Raw genomic sequence first — 17,044 nt, forward strand, 5'->3', positions numbered from 1 at the left:
ATTTTTTTATTATTCTGCTCATTTAAAGTTCCGCTATTGCTGATTCACACTATCTCAGGAGAGTTTAATACCTCCTGCGGTATTGCCCGGCGTTCCTATTATTTATCTTTTGAGTCAACGAGCTATGAGAAGATCAAAACGATTCGAAGTCCTTGCCCAGCGAGCAGTCAATCAGGATGGGCTTATTGGTGAATGGCCGGAAGAGGGGCTGATCGCCATGGAAAGTCCATACGATCCGGCGTCGTCGGTGAAGGTAAAAAACGGTCGGATTGTTGAGCTGGACGGCAAGAGCCGCGAACAGTTTGACATGATTGACCGCTTTATTGCCGACTACGCGATTAACGTTGCGGAAACCGAACGCGCCATGCAGCTCGACGCGCTGGAAATCGCCCGAATGCTGGTGGATATCCACGTTAGCCGTGAAGAGATTATTGCCATTACCACCGCCATCACCCCGGCGAAAGCGGTGGAGGTGATGGCGAAAATGAACGTGGTGGAAATGATGATGGCGCTGCAAAAAATGCGCGCCAGACGCACTCCTTCCAACCAGTGTCACGTCACTAATCTGAAAGATAACCCGGTGCAGATTGCTGCGGATGCCGCCGAAGCCGGGATCCGCGGATTTTCTGAGCAGGAAACCACTGTCGGTATCGCCCGCTATGCGCCGTTTAACGCTCTGGCGCTGCTGGTCGGCTCCCAGTGCGGTCGCCCAGGTGTGCTCACGCAATGTTCCGTCGAAGAAGCCACCGAGCTGGAACTGGGAATGCGTGGATTAACCAGCTATGCCGAAACGGTGTCGGTATACGGTACGGAGTCGGTGTTTACCGATGGCGATGACACGCCGTGGTCGAAAGCCTTTCTCGCCTCGGCCTATGCTTCCCGCGGGCTGAAAATGCGCTACACCTCTGGTACTGGCTCGGAGGCGCTGATGGGCTATTCAGAAAGTAAATCGATGCTGTACCTGGAGTCACGCTGCATCTTTATCACCAAAGGCGCGGGGGTGCAGGGGCTGCAAAACGGTGCGGTCAGCTGTATCGGGATGACCGGCGCGGTGCCGTCGGGGATCCGTGCGGTACTGGCGGAAAACCTGATAGCCTCGATGCTCGACCTCGAAGTGGCCTCAGCCAATGATCAAACCTTCTCACATTCCGATATTCGCCGCACCGCCCGCACGCTGATGCAGATGCTGCCCGGCACCGACTTTATCTTCTCCGGCTATAGCGCCGTGCCGAACTACGACAACATGTTTGCCGGGTCGAACTTCGATGCCGAAGACTTCGATGATTACAACATTTTGCAACGCGATCTGATGGTCGACGGTGGTCTGCGTCCGGTAACTGAAGAGGAAACCATCGCTATCCGCAATAAGGCTGCGCGCGCCATTCAGGCGGTGTTCCGCGAACTGGGCCTGCCGCTGATTAGCGATGAGGAAGTAGACGCCGCCACCTATGCCCACGGCAGCAAAGATATGCCCGCGCGCAACGTAGTGGAGGATCTGGCCGCCGTGGAAGAGATGATGAAGCGCAATATCACCGGGCTGGATATCGTCAGCGCATTAAGTAGTAACGGCTTCGAAGATATCGCCAGCAACATTCTTAACATGCTAAGGCAGCGTGTGACCGGCGATTACCTGCAAACCTCCGCCATTCTGGATCGCCAGTTTGAAGTGGTCAGCGCCGTCAATGATATCAATGATTATCAGGGACCTGGCACCGGCTATCGCATCTCTGCCGAACGTTGGGAGGAAATTAAAAATATCGCGAGCGTGGTACAACCAGGCTCGATTGAATAAGGCGGTACACAGTGGAATGTACAACTGAACGTAAACCTGTTTTCACTTTGCAGGTTAGCGAAGGAGAGGCGGCAAAAGCCGACGATCGCGCGGATGAAGTGGTGATCGGCGTCGGTCCGGCTTTTGATAAGTATCAGCATAAAACGCTGATTGATATGCCGCATGAAGCGATCCTGAAAGAACTGGTCGCCGGGATTGAAGAGGAGGGGCTGCATGCGCGAGTAGTGAGAATTCTGCGCACCTCGGATGTCTCCTTTATGGCCTGGGATGCGGCGAACCTTAGCGGTTCCGGTATTGGCATTGGTATTCAGTCGAAAGGAACTACGGTTATTCATCAGCGTGATTTACTGCCGCTGAGCAACCTTGAGTTGTTCTCTCAGGCCCCGCTGCTGACGCTGGAAATCTATCGGCAGATTGGTAAGAACGCTGCGCGCTACGCACGTAAAGAGTCGCCCTCGCCGGTACCGGTGGTGAATGACCAGATGGTGCGGCCGAAATTTATGGCTAAGGCTGCGCTGTTTCATATTAAAGAAACCAAACACGTGGTGCAGGATGCCGCGCCCGTCACGCTGCACATTGCATTAGTAAGGGAATAAGGATGAACGACAACATTATGACCGCTCAGGATTATCCGTTAGCGACCCGCTGCCCGGAGAATATCCAGACCCCAACCGGGAAGCCGTTAACCGATATTACCCTTGAAAATGTGCTAGCGGGACGCGTAGGACCGCAGGATGTACGTATTTCTCAGCAAACGCTGGAGTATCAGGCGCAGATAGCTGAGCAGATGCAGCGCCATGCTGTGGCACGTAATTTCCGGCGCGCGGCGGAGCTGATTGCTATTCCGGATGCCCGCATTCTGGAGATCTACAACGCGTTGCGTCCGTTCCGTTCTTCTGTTGCCGAACTACTGGCCATTGCTGATGAGCTGGAGCACACCTGGCACGCCATGGTGAATGCCGGGTTTGTTCGCGAGTCGGCAGAGGTGTATCAGCAGAGAAATAAGCTGCGTAAAGGCAGCCAGTGACGGAGGGGGTATGCCGTTAATTGCAGGGATTGATATCGGCAACGCCACCACGGAAGTGGCGTTGGCGCAGCATGGCCGGTTTATCGCCAGCGGGATTGTCGCCACCACAGGCATGAAAGGCACGCGGGACAATATTGCCGGGGTGATAGCCTCCCTGCAGCAGGCGCTGGATAAAACGACCTGGTCGCTTAAGGACGTGGTGAAAATCTGCATCAATGAAGCTGCGCCAGTGATTGGCGATGTTGCCATGGAAACAATCACCGAAACCATCATTACTGAATCGACAATGATTGGTCATAACCCGCAAACGCCAGGTGGTATTGGCGTCGGAGTGGGAACCACGATCGGCATAGATAAACTGGCGTCGTTGAGCAGCGATCGGTTTACGCAGGGCTGGATCCCGCTGATTGGCGAAGAGATGGATTTTCTTGAAGCGGTCTGGTTGTTGAATGAGGCGCTGGATCGCGGCGTCAACGTGGTAGCGGCGATCCTGAAAAATGACGATGGCGTGCTGGTCAATAATCGTCTGCGCAGAACGTTGCCGGTGATCGATGAAGTGACGTTGCTGGAGAAGGTTCCGGAGGGCGTACAGGCGGCGGTGGAAGTTGCGGCCCCGGGGCAGGTTGTTCGGGTGCTGTCGAATCCCTATGGCATCGCCACCTTCTTTGCCCTGACGCCGGAGGAAACCCAGACGATCGTCCCGATCGCAAGAGCGCTGATCGGCAACCGCTCTGCCGTGGTACTGAAAACCCCGCAGGGCGATGTGCAATCGAGAACGATCCCAGCGGGAAGGATCTTTATCAGCGGAGAAAAGCGCAGTGGTGAAGCCGATGTGGCGAAAGGGGCGCAGGCCATTATGCAGGCGATGAACACCTGTGCGCCTGTTCGCGATATTCGCGGTGAAGCCGGTACCCACGCGGGCGGTATGCTGGAGCGCGTACGTAAGGTGATGGCCTCACTGAGTGGACACAACATGAGCACGATACATATCCAGGATCTGCTAGCTGTCGATACCTTTATTCCTCGCAAAGTGCTGGGCGGTATCGCCGGGGAATATTCGATGGAAAACGCCGTCGGTATTGCGGCGATGGTGAAATCCGATCGACTACAGATGCAAACGATCGCCAGTGAACTGAGCATGCGGCTGAATACAGCTGTTGAAGTGGGGGGGGTGGAAGCCAACATGGCAGTGGCTGGGGCGCTGACGACGCCAGGTTGCGCTGCACCGCTGGCGATCCTTGATTTAGGCGCAGGTTCTACCGATGCCGCCATTATCAATAGTGAAGGAACGGTGAAAGCTATTCATCTGGCCGGGGCGGGGAATATGGTCAGCCTGCTGATTAAAACGGAGCTAGGTCTGAGCGATCCGTTTCTGGCAGAAGAGATTAAAAAATATCCGCTGGCAAAAGTGGAGAGCCTGTTCAGTATTCGTCATGAAAACGGTGCGGTGGAGTTCTTTCGCGAACCGCTGAGCCCGTCGGTATTTGCCAAAGTTGTGTATCTCAAAGATGGCGAACCGATCCCTATCGATAACCAGACTTCGCTGGAGAAAATTCGCCTGGTGCGTCGGCAGGCAAAGGAGAAGGTCTTTGTGACGAACTGCCTGCGTGCGTTGCGTCAGGTCTCGCCTGGTGGTTCCATTCGCGATATTACCTTTGTGGTGCTGGTCGGTGGTTCATCGCTGGATTTTGAAATTCCACAGATGATCACTGAAGCGTTGGCGCATTACGGCGTTGTTGCCGGGCAGGGCAATATTCGTGGGACGGAAGGGCCGCGAAATGCCGTAGCGACCGGGCTGGTGTTATCCGGGGAAGCGGGTTAGTTATTCAAAATAGCAGATAACATACTCATTATTTTATCTTTTTTATTCAGGATCCGACTATGAGCCAGACATCAACCTTACGCGGGCAGTGCATTGCGGAGTTTCTCGGTACCGGTTTACTTGTCTTCTTTGGCGCAGGCTGCGTTGCCGGGCTGAGAGTGGCGGGGGCCAGTTTCGGTCAGTGGGAGATCAGTATTATCTGGGGACTTGGCGTGGCGATGGCTATCTATCTGACCGCAGGCGTTTCCGGGGCGCATCTGAATCCGGCGGTTACCATTGCGCTGTGGCTGTTCGCCTGTTTTGAACGGCGTAAGGTTGTACCGTTTATTATGGCGCAGATGGCTGGGGCGTTCTGTGCGGCAGCGTTGGTCTACGGATTGTATCAAAACCTCTTTCTTGATACTGAGCTGGCGCAGCATGTTGTACGCGGTAGTGTGGAGAGCCTTAATCTGGCAGGCGTATTTTCAACCTACCCGAATCCACATATTACCTTCGCGCAGGCTTTTGCCATTGAAACCACTATTGCTGCGATCCTGATGGCGATGATTATGGCATTAACGGATGACGGTAACGGCATCCCGCGAGGCCCACTGGCACCGCTGCTGATTGGCTTGTTGATTGCGGTAATTGGCGCGTCGATGGGGCCACTGACCGGCTTCGCCCTTAATCCAGCTCGTGATTTTGGCCCGAAGATTTTTGCCTGCTTGGCAGGTTGGGGTGAGATTGCGTTTACTGGTGGGCGAACGATACCTTATTTTCTGGTGCCGCTGTTGACGCCGGTGGTAGGAGCCAACATCGGGGCTTTTTTATACCGTAAGCTGATTGGTCGTCACTTGCCGTGTGAATGTAACTTGTAACCTGAGGATGAATTCCACATCGTTATTAGTGCATAAAAGCACCACGCAAGCGTTTGACTGAGGTCTGAATCAAATAAAGGCAACGTTCCCTTTGATATCCCGGCTGACTTGGGGTCATATTAGAAAGGTGTCTTTTACGCGGTTAATTTTAAGGATAAGAGCATGCCAACAGTCATTGATAAAGCATTAGATTTCATTGGTGGTATGAACACATCGGCATCAGTGCCGCATTCAATGGATGAAAGTACGGCGAAGGGAATTTTAAAGTATTTGAATGAGTTGGGGACTCCGGCGAGCGCAGCTGACGTGATGGCGCGCGGCGAGAAGGAGGGGTGGAATCCCGAGTTTACGAATAAAGTGGCCGGATGGGCGGAAAAAATCGCATCTGGTAACCGTATCGTTATCAAAAATCCTGAGTACTTCTCTTCTTATATGCGCGAGCAGCTCCAGGAACTTGTGTGAGCTAGCCGGTCAAAAAATTCTAACCCGACGCTTTCACCCTTGAGGTGAAGGCGTTAATCAGCGTTGCCATTTTTTCCATTCACGATCCAATCTCTCCTGAATACTGGCGCATACCGGGTGACGACATCCTGGATGTTACCCATAAAAAAAGGACTCACGATTTCTCGCAAGTCCTTGATATTTGGTGGCCCCTGCTGGACTTGAACCAGCGACCAAGCGATTATGAGTCGCCTGCTCTAACCACTGAGCTAAGGGGCCGTGGCGAGGGATTATAAAGTAACTGATGCCTGCAATCCAGCCTAAAACGCACGGCTGCTGTTTTTATAAACAATGCATTTTCAATCCTTTATAATTAGCTTTTAGTTATTGAGCTGGGGAAAACATGATTAACGATATTTTGGCGCCGGACCTACGGGTGGTCTTTTGCGGTATCAATCCCGGGAAGTCTTCTGCCCATACCGGTTTCCACTTTGCTCATCCAGGCAATCGCTTCTGGAAGGTGATTCACCAGGCCGGGTTTACTGACCGCCTTCTGAAGCCTGAGGAGGAGCTACAGCTGCTGGATACCCGCTGCGGGATCACCATGTTAGTTGAGCGCCCGACGGTGCAGGCCAGTGAGGTTGAACTGCTGGAGCTGCGCAGCGGTGGGCGAGAGCTGGTCAGAAAGATGGAAGAGTATCAGCCGCGCGCGCTGGCGATTCTCGGCAAACAGGCCTTTGAGAAAGCGTTTCAGGTCCGCGGCGCACGCTGGGGCAAGCAGCAGGTGACTATCGGCGCGACGGAGGTATGGGTGTTGCCAAATCCCAGCGGCCTCAACCGCGCTACGCTGGATAAACTGGTCGAAGCCTACCGGGAGCTTGATGATGCGCTGGCGACGCGAGGGCTTTAATGTACTTCCGGTAGTGATTCCAGATGAGTTTCGGATTCGCGTTTATCGGGGGTGATGTGAGGAAAGAGTCAATTATCAGAATATGCAGAGATAACTACGATGCATATCAGTAGGCCGGGCAAAATTTTCTTTATCATTTACTCGCTCCTTTTTTCTATCATCAGTAGTAAAGATTCAAAAGCAAAGTTCAGAAAAGCCACCCGGTCTTTCTCAAGGTGACGAACAAGATACTCTTCTTTACTGGATGATTTCTCCACCAGCCCGGTAAGACAAAGCCAGAACAGCATGATCACATCCGTGATGGGGGCGTTTAACGTAAGTTCTTTTTGTTCAACTGCTCTGGAGATTTGTGCGGCGATAATCTGATTCATCTCTTCCCCGATCAGATAAATATCCATCAGCACTTTTCTATCGTCGGTTTCTTTTACGGAACAGCCAATTTTTCCTGTCATGCCCTGGAAATAGACAACACCGTCATCATGGATATCAATTAGCGCCTGACAAAACTCACGATAAAATTCGCGGAATGGATTTTGTCGGCTAGCTATGAGTTTTATTTGTTGGTGAAAACACACCATACCATCGAGAATAAGATGATCCAGAATGTCTTGCTTACTCTCGAAATAGGTATAAAGCGTTGTCTTACTAAATCCTGCACCCTCTGCAATTTCGTCCATCCTTGTGCTTTCTACTCCACGGCTCAGAAAGAGCGTGTTCGCCGCCGTTAAGATAGCCATGCGATTAAAATCAGCCAGCTGAATCTTACGATGATTTCTCATTACTTTTCCTTGTAATATTTTTCTGTACTGAGCATTAAATGCTATATATGAACTGATAGTACAAAAGAAAAACTTTGAGTCCAGTTGTTTGCTTTTATTTGACTATTAATAGGAATATGACTCATATATATATTGAAATATTTATTTATTGTATTTTTATATTTTTCGGGGGAATGGTTTTGATTAAGTAATAAAAAAGCCAGTCATTTGACTGGCTTTTTGACGAGCGTGGCGATAATTAATCGTCGAGGAAGCTACGCAGTACTTCAGAGCGGCTTGGATGACGCAGTTTACGCAGCGCCTTCGCTTCGATCTGACGGATACGTTCGCGGGTAACGTCGAACTGTTTACCCACTTCTTCCAGCGTGTGGTCGGTATTCATATCAATACCAAAACGCATACGCAGGACTTTCGCTTCGCGGGCGGTGAGGCCTGCCAGAACGTCGTGAGTGGCGGCTCGCAGGCTCTCAGTGGTGGCAGAGTCCAGCGGCAGCTCGAGGGTGTTATCCTCGATGAAATCGCCCAGATGCGAATCTTCATCGTCGCCAATCGGCGTTTCCATGGAGATAGGCTCTTTGGCAATTTTGAGCACTTTACGAATTTTATCTTCCGGCATCAGCATGCGCTCGGCCAGCTCTTCTGGCGTCGGCTCGCGACCCATCTCTTGCAGCATCTGGCGTGAAATACGGTTGAGTTTGTTGATAGTCTCAATCATATGCACCGGAATACGGATGGTGCGCGCCTGGTCCGCGATAGAGCGGGTGATTGCCTGACGGATCCACCAGGTTGCGTAGGTGGAGAACTTGTAACCGCGACGGTATTCAAACTTATCTACCGCTTTCATCAGGCCGATGTTGCCTTCCTGAATCAGATCGAGGAACTGCAGACCACGGTTGGTGTATTTCTTGGCGATAGAGATAACCAGACGCAAGTTCGCTTCAACCATCTCTTTCTTCGCACGGCGGGCTTTCGCTTCACCGATAGACATACGACGGTTGATGTCTTTGACCTGCTCAATGGTCAGGCCAGTTTCTTGTTCGATCTGCTGCAGTTTCATCAGGCTGCGCTGAACGTCATCTTTAACGTCAAGCAGCTTCTCTGACCACGGTTTATTCATGGCGATGGCCGCATTGAACCAGGTTTCGCTGGTTTCGTTGCCAGTGAACAGAGTGATGAAGTTTTTCTTCGGCATTTTGCACTGTTCAACGCACAGTTTCATGATGATGCGCTCTTGTGTACGAACGCGGTCCATCATGCTACGCATGCTGCCGACCAGATAATCAAATTGCTTCGGTACCAGACGGAACTGCTTGAAGACTTCTGACAGTTTGAGAATTTCTTCCTGCGCTGCGGCGTGGCTACGACCTTTCGCTTTGATGGTATCGCGGGTCAGTTCGTACTGTGTACGCAGCTCACCGAATTTCGCGCGTGCCAACTCAGGGTCGATGCTGTTGTCGTCATCGCTGCTGTCGTCGTCTTCTTCTTCATCTTCGTCTTCGTCGTCATCCCTTTCTTCTTGAGAGAGTTCAGAACCGACGTGCGTCGCCGTTGGCGCCATCTCTTCTTCGGCGTTCGGATCGACGAATCCGGTGATGAGATCGGACAGACGCGCTTCTTCTGCTTCAACGCGATCGTACTGTTCCAGCAGATAGGTAATTGCTTCCGGGTATTCAGCAACGGAGCACTGAACCTGGTTAATCCCATCTTCGATACGTTTGGCGATGTCGATTTCGCCTTCACGCGTCAGCAGTTCGACGGTACCCATCTCGCGCATGTACATGCGCACCGGGTCAGTTGTACGGCCGATTTCAGATTCAACGCTGGAGAGAACCTGTGCAGCAGCCTCTTCCGCATCTTCGTCGGTATTGTTGCTATTTTCAGCAAGCAGCAGATCATCGGCATCCGGTGCTTCTTCCATCACCTGAATGCCCATATCGTTGATCATTTGGATGATGTCTTCGATCTGGTCGGAGTCGACGATATCTTCCGGCAGATGGTCATTGACCTCGGCATAGGTCAGATAGCCTTGCTCCTTACCACGTTGGACAAGAAGCTTCAGCTGTGACTGCGGGTTTTGCTCCATAAGACGGTATCCACACTTAATTCGTTTGATTGGTGTAAGCAGACGAGCTGCCAACATTTAAAGCGAGGGCGTACTTATATTATTGCCGCTGCGCCTCGAGCGGCTGTCGGGGTCTTCCCGAACGGTATTCGGCAGTTAAGCCGTTAAATTCATTTTTTTGCCAGTTCCTGACTGATAGTCCAGAGTTCCCGGCGTTCCTCACTGCTTAAACCGTGCGTGCGATCGCGAGCTATCAGCTCTTCCTGTCGCAGCTCAAGCAGTGAATCAAACATATGGTTGAGCGAGTCGGTGAAGGTTTTTTCAGCGATATCTTTATCTGCTATATCGTCCCACATCGACAGTTTTTCAAGGGTCACGGCTTCATTTTTGCCGCGATACTGCTCTAAAAGTTGCCCGGTGGTCAGTCCTGGCTGAGATAAACACGTTTTGACCAGTTCGTTAAATAAACCAAGTCCGGGCATTTTACTTGGGTCCAGCCCTTCTAAAGGCGGTACTCGCGGGGCCAGATCCGGGTTTTGCACCAGCAATCCTATAAGTATACGCATGGTCGTGCGTTTTAGCTGCGGAGCAGGGCGTTGCGGGCCATTTTCGGACTGTTTTGGCATTAAACGTTCAAGCTGCGCATCATCTAAAATCCCCAGCTTGTTACCTAACTCCTGGCGCAGATAAATGCGCAGCGTTTCACCCGGCACCTGGGTTATCAGCGGCAGCGCTAAAGTGCTTAGCTGTGCGCGCCCGTCCGGAGTGCTCAAGTCTACCTGCGGCAGCAGGCTGTTGAACAAAAACGTGGAGAGCGGCTGAGCCTGCTCCATCCGCGCTTCAAATGCGGCTTTTCCCTCTTTACGCACTAGCGTATCCGGGTCTTCGCCATCCGGCAGAAACATGAAACGCAGCTGGCGTCCGTCGGTCATATACGGCAGCGCCGTTTCCAGCGCTCGCCAGGCGGCATCGCGGCCTGCCCGGTCGCCGTCGTAACAGCAAACGACCTGATTGGTAACCCTGAACAACAGCTGAATATGGTCAGCGGTCGTCGACGTACCTAACGACGCGACAGCGTAGTTAATATCGAACTGCGCCAGCGCAACCACGTCCATATAACCTTCGACCACCAGCAGACGCGGCGGTTCAGCGTTATCCTGCTGCGCTTCATAAAGGCCGTACAGCTGGCGGCCTTTATGGAAAATATCGGTTTCCGGGGAGTTCAGGTACTTCGGCAAGGCATCGCCTAGCACGCGACCACCAAAACCAATCACCCGGCCTCGCTTATCGCGGATGGGGAACATCACCCGTTCGCGGAAGCGGTCGTAGCTGCGTCCCTTATCGTTGGTGACCAGCATGCCTGCATCAATGAGCGACTGGCGATTTTCTTGATTGCCGCCAAAACGTTTTAAAACGTTGTCCCAACCGGGAGGGGCATAACCAATCGCAAAGCGCGTAATCACCTCGCTGCTTAAACCACGTTGTGCCAGATACTGGCGCGCGGGGTCAGCGGCGGGTTGCATCAGAGACTGTTGATAAAACGTGTTCAGACCATCCATCAACTGATAAAGATTCTGCCGCTGATGGCGCTCAATTTGGCTGGGTCCATTACCTGCTTCATACGGCACTTCGAGATTGTGCATGGCGGCAAGCTCTTCGACCGTTTCCACGAACTCGAGCTTGTCGTAGTTCATCAGGAAGTCGACAGCGTTGCCGTGCGCACCGCAGCCAAAGCAGTGATAAAACTGTTTTTCACCGTTGACGGTGAAAGAGGGGGTTTTTTCGTTATGGAACGGACAGCACGCGTGATAATTCTTGCCCTGCTTTTTCAGCTTTACCCGTGCATCGATCAGATCGACGATATCGGTACGCGCCAGCAGGTCATTAATAAAAACGCGAGGAATTCGTCCAGCCATAAGCCCCTGTTTTTTTGATGACTATAAACGAAAATAAGCCGCGCATTCCTTTCGGAAGCACGGCCTTACAACTACAACTCGGTCTGAATTGAGAGCTGAGCCCTCAATAGATTAGTACAGACGAGTGCGGCGTGCGTTTTCGCGAGCCAGTTTCTTCGCGTGACGTTTCACAGCAGAAGCTTTAGCGCGTTTACGTTCGGTAGTCGGTTTTTCATAGAACTCACGACGACGAACTTCCGCCAGAACACCTGCTTTTTCGCATGAACGTTTGAAGCGACGCAGTGCTACGTCGAACGGCTCGTTTTCACGTACTTTAATTACCGGCATGTAACTCTCACCTTTAATAAATTCGGTTTGCCGCTGGCATCAACGCCAGCTTATTTCAAAATGGTGCGGAATTTTACTGCAATTGCTGCTGCTTTGTAAAGCACCGATGCGATTTTGAAAGGGACTTTTATAAGGACAGGGAGTATACACGAAGTGAACGCCAGGGGTGAGGAAAGTTTTACATCAACCAGCATTGGTCCTACACTGCGCGGTATTGAAATGAGGTAAAACAAGTCATGCGTGTACTGGGTATTGAAACATCCTGCGATGAAACCGGCATCGCCATTTACGACGACGAAAAAGGTCTGCTAGCCAATCAACTGTATAGTCAGGTGAAATTACACGCTGATTACGGTGGCGTTGTGCCCGAACTGGCTTCCCGCGATCACGTGCGTAAAACCGTGCCGCTGATCCAGGCGGCGCTAAAAGAAGCGAGTCTGACGGCAAAAGATATTGATGCCGTCGCGTATACCGCAGGCCCGGGTCTGGTTGGCGCACTGCTGGTAGGCGCAACCGTCGGACGTTCGCTGGCGTTTGCATGGAACGTCCCAGCGATCCCGGTGCATCATATGGAAGGGCATCTGCTGGCGCCGATGCTGGAAGACAATCCGCCGCAATATCCGTTTGTTGCGCTGCTGGTCTCCGGCGGCCACACACAGCTGATTAGCGTTACCGGCATCGGTCAATATGAACTGCTGGGCGAGTCGATTGACGATGCGGCGGGTGAAGCTTTCGATAAGACCGCTAAACTGCTGGGGCTTGATTATCCTGGCGGCCCGATGCTGTCGAAGATGGCCTCGCAGGGTACCGAAGGACGTTTTGTCTTTCCTCGCCCCATGACCGACCGTCCGGGGCTGGATTTTAGCTTCTCTGGCCTGAAAACCTTTGCCGCGAACACCATTCGCAGCAACGACAATGATGATCAAACCCGCGCTGACATTGCCCGTGCTTTTGAAGATGCAGTGGTGGATACATTGATGATCAAATGCCGTCGTGCGTTGGATCAAACCGGTTTTAAGCGTCTGGTGATGGCGGGGGGCGTCAGCGCTAACCGTACGCTGCGCGCGAAGCTGGCGGAGATGATGAAAAAACGCGGGGGGGAAGTGTTCTATGCTCGCCCTGAGTTCTGCACCGATAACGGTGCGATGATTGCCTACGCGGGCATGGTTCGCCTGCACTCCGGCGCGAAAGCCGAGCTCGGCGTGACCGTTCGCCCTCGCTGGCCGCTGGCGGAGTTACCGGCAGCGTAATTTTGCCGGGCCTACGGTTTTGTAGGCCCGGCAAACGAAGTGCCAGCGGGCAATAAACTACACCCGCAACATCCCTTTCTCTTCCAGAAAAGCAATGATCTTCGCCAGGCCGTCACCAGCTTTTAAATTGGTAAACGTCCACGGACGCTCGCCGCGCATGCGCATGGTATCGCGCTCCATCACTTCCAGAGACGCGCCCACATAAGGTGCGAGATCGGTTTTATTGATCACCAGAAAGTCAGATTTGGTGATCCCCGGCCCGCCTTTGCGCGGGATCTTCTCTCCTTCCGCCACGTCGATCACGTAGAGGGTAAGGTCCGCTAGCTCCGGGCTGAAGGTGGCGCTCAGGTTATCGCCGCCACTTTCCACGAAGATAAGATCGAGGTTGCCGAATTTTTCGCTCAGGGCTTCCACTGCGGCGAGGTTCATCGATGCATCTTCACGAATAGCAGTGTGCGGGCAGCCGCCGGTTTCAACGCCGACAATCCGCTCGGGCTCCAGGGCTCCGGCTTCGGTGAGGATCCGTTGATCCTCTTTGGTATAGATGTCGTTGGTCACCACCGCTAACTGATAAGTGTCGCGCATCGCTTTGCAAAGCGCTTCCAGCAGCGCGGTTTTACCGGAGCCGACCGGGCCGCCGACGCCGACGCGCAGCGGTTGCTTAATCGTGTTCATACCTTCTCCTAAGAACGGAATAGTCGGGAATATTGGGTTTCATGCCGGGCGGAGGCGATGGCGGCAAGCGGCGTGGCCGAGCCGATAGCGCTGTCTGGCGCGGCCAGGGCACTGTCCATATCCGCCGCGTAGCGGTCGCATAGGCGCAGAATCAGCTGCTGGGCGGCTTGTTGGCCAAAAGGCACTAACTTGACGCCTGCCATCACCGCGCTCTCAATCCAGCTGTAGCCGAGGCTAAGAGCCAGGTCGGGGATGGCGATTTGCCAGCGCACGCCGAGCCATGCCATGCCGGTAAGTTGGCTTTGTTGACACAGTTTGCGCCATTCGGGCGGGCAGTCCGGTTGCCAGTCGGCGAGCAGGCGGGTGAAGGCTGCACCGCGATTGCGCTCTTCATCACGCAGCTCACGAGTTTCCCGGCAGGCGAGCAGATAAGCCGTCAAGCGCTGCGCTACGGTCAGATCGCTCGCTTCGCAGGCATGATAAAGCCGGGCGAACAGCGGCAGGTCGACGGTAAAAAAGCTCTGTTCCATCTGCCGCAGCTGCCAGCGCTCAAAGGCGGCACTATCCGGCACCCAGCCTGCTTCCACCGCCCACTCCAGCCCTTGAGACCAGCTATAGCCGCCGACCGGCAGACTGCTGCTGGCAAGCTGCATTAGCCGCAGACGTTTTTCCGGCGTCGGCATGTTAGTGGCTGTGCCCATGATCGTGGTGGTGGTGATGGCCGTGCGACTCGCTGGCGTAAGCTCCGGCTTCCGGTTCAAACGGCAGGTGAGCGAAATCAACGGCCAGACCAAACTGGCGCAGCATATCGTCCAGCACGTGATCATGATGGTAGCGTAGCTCGCCGGGCATGATTTGCAGCGGCACATGGCGGTTTCCTAGGTGATAGCAGGCTTTTGCCAGCACAAAGGGGTCATCACAACGCACCACTGAAACGGCTTCATCGGCGGCGATCACCTTGATAAATTCGCTGCCGTTTTCGTTGCTAAGAATATCGCCGCCGCGCAGCAGCAGGCCGCGCGGCAACAGCAGGCCCGCCTGGCGGCCATCATTAAGCGTGACTTTAATGCGGCTTTTCACCCGCACATCAATCGGCAGCGTGACGCTGGCAGTGGCCTGTGCCGGAGCGTCCACGCGTTGGGTCAAATAAAGCATTTTCACTCCTTAAAACAGGAAATAACGTTGCGCCATTGGTAGTACGTCCGCCGGTTCGCTGGTGATCAGTTCGCCGTCGATACGCACCTCGTAGGTTTGCGAATCAACGGTAATATTGGGCAGCAGTCCGTTGTGGCGCATATCGGTTTTTTGTACTGTGCGGCAGCCTTTCGCTACTGCCGTCATGCTGTGCAGGTTCAGCTTTTCAGCGACGCCGTTTTCCGCCGCCGCCTGCGACAGGAAGGTCAAGCGGCAGTGGTGACGAGCGCTACCCAGCGCGCCGAACATTGGGCGATAGTGCACGGGCTGTGGCGTCGGGATGGAAGCGTTGATATCGCCCATCGGCGCGATGGCGATCATGCCGCCTTTGACCACTGTCGCCGGTTTCACGCCGAAGAACGCCGGGGACCACAGCACCAGATCTGCCAGTTTACCCGCTTCAATCGAACCAACTTCATGGGCGATGCCGTGGGTCAGCGCCGGGTTAATGGTGTACTTGGCGATATAGCGCTTCACGCGGTAGTTATCGTTATCCCCGTTCTCTTCCGCTAACGGGCCGCGCTGGACTTTCATGCGGTGCGCCACCTGCCAGGTACGCAAAATCACTTCACCGACGCGGCCCATGGCCTGCGAATCGGACGAGGTGAGGGAGAACGCGCCTAGGTCGTGCAGGACGTCTTCTGCGGCGATGGTTTCCCGACGAATACGCGATTCGGCAAACGCCACGTCCTCGGCGATATCCGGGTCGAGGTGATGGCAAACCATCAGCATGTCCAGATGCTCGTCAATGGTGTTGACGGTATAGGGCAGCGTTGGATTGGTCGATGACGGCAGAATATTGGGGTGTGCGCAGGCGGTAATAATATCCGGCGCATGGCCGCCGCCCGCGCCTTCGGTATGGAAAGTATGGATAGTGCGCCCGCCAATAGCCGCCAGGGTATCTTCCACGAAGCCGGATTCATTGAGAGTGTCGCTGTGCAACGCGACCTGAACATCCATCTCGTCGGCTACGGTCAGCGCGCAGTTGATTGCCGCCGGCGTCGCGCCCCAGTCTTCGTGAATTTTCAGGCCAATAACCCCCGCAGTAACCTGCTCACGCAGCGCATCCGGATTCGAGCCGTTGCCTTTGCCCAGCAGGCCGATATTGACCGGCAGACTGTCTGCCGCCTGTAGCATTCGCGAGATGTACCACGGCCCCGGCGTACAGGTTGTGGCGTTAGTTCCCGCCGCCGGACCGGTACCGCCGCCGATCATCGTGGTGACGCCGGAGACCAGCGCCTCTTCCGCCTGCTGCGGGCAGATCCAGTGAATATGGGTGTCGACGCCGCCTGCGGTGACGATCTTACCTTCCGCAGCAATAATTTCCGTCGCCGCGCCGATAGGGATCGTGACGTTGGGTTGAATGTCCGGATTTCCCGCTTTACCGACAGCGAAGATCCGTCCGTCTTTGACGCCGATATCGGCTTTGATGATCCCCCAGTGATCGATAATCAGCGCGTTGGTCAGCACCAGATCCACGCATTCGGCGGCAAGCATCTGCCCCTGGCCCATACCGTCGCGGATCACTTTGCCACCGCCAAATTTGACCTCTTCGCCGTAGGTAGTGAGATCGTCTTCAACCTCGATCCACAGCTCGGTGTCCGCCAGGCGCACTTTGTCGCCGATGGTGGGGCCGAACATATCGGCCCAGGCCTGACGCGAAATCTCACTCATCGCTAGCCTCCAGATTGCCCATGACCTCGCCGCGAAAACCATACACCGCGCGGGTTCCGGCAAGCGCCACCAGCTCCACCTCGCGTTTTTGCCCCGGTTCGAAGCGCACCGCGGTTCCGGCGGCGATATTCAGACGATAACCGGTGGCCTGTTGACGATCGAACTTCAGCGCTGGGTTAACTTCGGCGAAGTGGTAATGCGATCCCACCTGAATCGGTCGGTCGCCATGATTCTCAACGGTAATGCGGCAGGTCGCGCGGCCAACGTTAATGGCTATCTGACCGGGCTTTACCTGATACTCTCCTGGGATCATCGTGG

17 protein-coding genes and 1 tRNA gene are annotated in these 17,044 nt (G+C 54.1%); 8 read left to right on the top strand and 10 right to left on the bottom strand.

The features are described 5' to 3' along the window. Nucleotides 1–124 precede the first annotated feature (124 nt). From ACMYSL_RS03895 to ACMYSL_RS03920, 6 genes are all read left to right on the top strand, one after another. Nucleotides 125–1,792, top strand: coding sequence for a propanediol/glycerol family dehydratase large subunit (locus tag ACMYSL_RS03895; RefSeq protein WP_434661415.1), 1,668 nt, complete (start codon nt 125–127; stop codon nt 1,790–1,792). Between the two features lie 11 nt (nt 1,793–1,803). After that, entirely contained in the window at nt 1,804–2,388 is a 585-nt protein-coding gene (locus ACMYSL_RS03900) for a propanediol/glycerol family dehydratase medium subunit (protein WP_181484809.1), read from the top strand. Between the two features lie 2 nt (nt 2,389–2,390). Beyond that, nucleotides 2,391–2,819: a diol dehydratase small subunit gene (locus tag ACMYSL_RS03905; protein WP_434661416.1), complete on the top strand. Its 429-nt coding sequence runs from the start codon at nt 2,391–2,393 to the stop codon at nt 2,817–2,819. 10 nt (nt 2,820–2,829) lie between these two features. Next, nucleotides 2,830–4,641 carry a diol dehydratase reactivase subunit alpha gene (locus tag ACMYSL_RS03910; protein WP_434661418.1) on the top strand — a complete coding sequence of 604 codons (1,812 nt, stop codon included), beginning with the start codon at nt 2,830–2,832 and terminating at the stop codon, nt 4,639–4,641. 59 nt (nt 4,642–4,700) lie between these two features. Next, entirely contained in the window at nt 4,701–5,498 is a 798-nt protein-coding gene (locus tag ACMYSL_RS03915) for an MIP/aquaporin family protein (protein ID WP_434661419.1), read from the top strand. Between the two features lie 162 nt (nt 5,499–5,660). Next, a complete protein-coding gene (locus ACMYSL_RS03920) occupies nt 5,661–5,960 on the top strand; it encodes a DUF1889 family protein (protein WP_304253686.1) in 300 nt (99 codons plus the stop codon). A 182-nt stretch (nt 5,961–6,142) separates the two neighbouring features. Here ACMYSL_RS03920 and ACMYSL_RS03925 read toward each other — a convergent pair. Then, nucleotides 6,143–6,218, bottom strand: a tRNA-Ile gene (locus ACMYSL_RS03925). Nucleotides 6,219–6,342: 124 nt separating this feature from the next. Between ACMYSL_RS03925 and mug the strand changes: the two genes are divergently transcribed. Then, complete coding sequence (mug, locus tag ACMYSL_RS03930; protein WP_434661420.1) at nt 6,343–6,849, top strand: G/U mismatch-specific DNA glycosylase; 507 nt, start codon at nt 6,343–6,345, stop codon at nt 6,847–6,849. Between the two features lie 137 nt (nt 6,850–6,986). Here the strand turns inward: mug and ACMYSL_RS03935 are convergent, their stop codons facing one another. The 4 genes from ACMYSL_RS03935 to rpsU all read right to left on the bottom strand — a co-directional run bounded on the left by ACMYSL_RS03935 (nt 6,987) and on the right by rpsU (nt 11,933). Then, nucleotides 6,987–7,628 carry a TetR/AcrR family transcriptional regulator gene (locus tag ACMYSL_RS03935; protein ID WP_434661422.1) on the bottom strand — a complete coding sequence of 214 codons (642 nt, stop codon included), beginning with the start codon at nt 7,626–7,628 and terminating at the stop codon, nt 6,987–6,989. Nucleotides 7,629–7,866: 238 nt separating this feature from the next. Beyond that, a complete protein-coding gene (gene rpoD / locus ACMYSL_RS03940) occupies nt 7,867–9,711 on the bottom strand; it encodes an RNA polymerase sigma factor RpoD (RefSeq protein WP_110273000.1) in 1,845 nt (614 codons plus the stop codon). Between the two features lie 149 nt (nt 9,712–9,860). Continuing rightward, nucleotides 9,861–11,606 (bottom strand): DNA primase, encoded by a 1,746-nt coding sequence (dnaG, locus tag ACMYSL_RS03945; RefSeq protein ID WP_112213682.1) that lies wholly within the window; start codon nt 11,604–11,606, stop codon nt 9,861–9,863. A gap of 111 nt (nt 11,607–11,717) precedes the next feature. Next, a complete protein-coding gene (gene rpsU, locus ACMYSL_RS03950) occupies nt 11,718–11,933 on the bottom strand; it encodes a 30S ribosomal protein S21 (protein WP_001144069.1) in 216 nt (71 codons plus the stop codon). Between the two features lie 236 nt (nt 11,934–12,169). Here rpsU and tsaD point away from each other — a divergent pair, with 236 nt between their 5' ends. Continuing rightward, nucleotides 12,170–13,183, top strand: coding sequence for a tRNA (adenosine(37)-N6)-threonylcarbamoyltransferase complex transferase subunit TsaD (tsaD, locus tag ACMYSL_RS03955; protein WP_434661424.1), 1,014 nt, complete (start codon nt 12,170–12,172; stop codon nt 13,181–13,183). A 57-nt stretch (nt 13,184–13,240) separates the two neighbouring features. Here tsaD and ureG read toward each other — a convergent pair whose 3' ends face one another. Genes ureG through ACMYSL_RS03980 form a run of 5 tightly spaced genes read right to left on the bottom strand, consistent with a single transcriptional unit; the run spans nt 13,241 to nt 17,039 of the window. Continuing rightward, nucleotides 13,241–13,858, bottom strand: coding sequence for an urease accessory protein UreG (ureG, locus tag ACMYSL_RS03960; RefSeq protein ID WP_182234984.1), 618 nt, complete (start codon nt 13,856–13,858; stop codon nt 13,241–13,243). Between the two features lie 8 nt (nt 13,859–13,866). Next, nucleotides 13,867–14,541: an urease accessory protein UreF gene (locus ACMYSL_RS03965; protein ID WP_434663936.1), complete on the bottom strand. Its 675-nt coding sequence runs from the start codon at nt 14,539–14,541 to the stop codon at nt 13,867–13,869. A 1-nt stretch (nt 14,542) separates the two neighbouring features. Next, nucleotides 14,543–15,013, bottom strand: coding sequence for an urease accessory protein UreE (gene ureE / locus ACMYSL_RS03970; protein WP_181484818.1), 471 nt, complete (start codon nt 15,011–15,013; stop codon nt 14,543–14,545). A gap of 9 nt (nt 15,014–15,022) precedes the next feature. After that, nucleotides 15,023–16,726 carry an urease subunit alpha gene (gene ureC, locus ACMYSL_RS03975; RefSeq protein WP_434661425.1) on the bottom strand — a complete coding sequence of 568 codons (1,704 nt, stop codon included), beginning with the start codon at nt 16,724–16,726 and terminating at the stop codon, nt 15,023–15,025. Further along, on the bottom strand, nt 16,719–17,039 hold the full coding sequence (locus tag ACMYSL_RS03980; RefSeq protein WP_181484820.1) for an urease subunit beta: 321 nt from the start codon (nt 17,037–17,039) through the stop codon (nt 16,719–16,721). The genes ureC and ACMYSL_RS03980 overlap by 8 nt, the downstream gene beginning before the upstream one ends. Nucleotides 17,040–17,044 lie beyond the last annotated feature (5 nt).

The sequence above is a fragment of the Klebsiella sp. MISC125 genome (genome assembly GCF_051131775.1).
In the GTDB taxonomy this organism is placed as follows: domain Bacteria; phylum Pseudomonadota; class Gammaproteobacteria; order Enterobacterales; family Enterobacteriaceae; genus Klebsiella.

What these genes read in the sequence shown, in the direction of transcription:
- ACMYSL_RS03895 (WP_434661415.1), top strand. Translation starts at nt 125, where the DNA reads ATGAGAAGATCAAAACGATTCGAAGTCCTTGCCCAGCGAGCAGTCAAT.
- ACMYSL_RS03905 (WP_434661416.1), top strand. Translation starts at nt 2,391, where the DNA reads ATGAACGACAACATTATGACCGCTCAGGATTATCCGTTAGCGACCCGC.
- ACMYSL_RS03910 (WP_434661418.1), top strand. Translation starts at nt 2,830, where the DNA reads ATGCCGTTAATTGCAGGGATTGATATCGGCAACGCCACCACGGAAGTG.
- ACMYSL_RS03915 (WP_434661419.1), top strand. Translation starts at nt 4,701, where the DNA reads ATGAGCCAGACATCAACCTTACGCGGGCAGTGCATTGCGGAGTTTCTC.
- ACMYSL_RS03920 (WP_304253686.1), top strand. Translation starts at nt 5,661, where the DNA reads ATGCCAACAGTCATTGATAAAGCATTAGATTTCATTGGTGGTATGAAC.
- mug (WP_434661420.1), top strand. Translation starts at nt 6,343, where the DNA reads ATGATTAACGATATTTTGGCGCCGGACCTACGGGTGGTCTTTTGCGGT.
- ACMYSL_RS03935 (WP_434661422.1), bottom strand. Translation starts at nt 7,628, where the DNA reads ATGAGAAATCATCGTAAGATTCAGCTGGCTGATTTTAATCGCATGGCT.
- rpoD (WP_110273000.1), bottom strand. Translation starts at nt 9,711, where the DNA reads ATGGAGCAAAACCCGCAGTCACAGCTGAAGCTTCTTGTCCAACGTGGT.
- dnaG (WP_112213682.1), bottom strand. Translation starts at nt 11,606, where the DNA reads ATGGCTGGACGAATTCCTCGCGTTTTTATTAATGACCTGCTGGCGCGT.
- rpsU (WP_001144069.1), bottom strand. Translation starts at nt 11,933, where the DNA reads ATGCCGGTAATTAAAGTACGTGAAAACGAGCCGTTCGACGTAGCACTG.
- tsaD (WP_434661424.1), top strand. Translation starts at nt 12,170, where the DNA reads ATGCGTGTACTGGGTATTGAAACATCCTGCGATGAAACCGGCATCGCC.
- ureG (WP_182234984.1), bottom strand. Translation starts at nt 13,858, where the DNA reads ATGAACACGATTAAGCAACCGCTGCGCGTCGGCGTCGGCGGCCCGGTC.
- ACMYSL_RS03965 (WP_434663936.1), bottom strand. Translation starts at nt 14,541, where the DNA reads ATGCCGACGCCGGAAAAACGTCTGCGGCTAATGCAGCTTGCCAGCAGC.
- ureE (WP_181484818.1), bottom strand. Translation starts at nt 15,013, where the DNA reads ATGCTTTATTTGACCCAACGCGTGGACGCTCCGGCACAGGCCACTGCC.
- ureC (WP_434661425.1), bottom strand. Translation starts at nt 16,726, where the DNA reads ATGAGTGAGATTTCGCGTCAGGCCTGGGCCGATATGTTCGGCCCCACC.
- ACMYSL_RS03980 (WP_181484820.1), bottom strand. Translation starts at nt 17,039, where the DNA reads ATGATCCCAGGAGAGTATCAGGTAAAGCCCGGTCAGATAGCCATTAAC.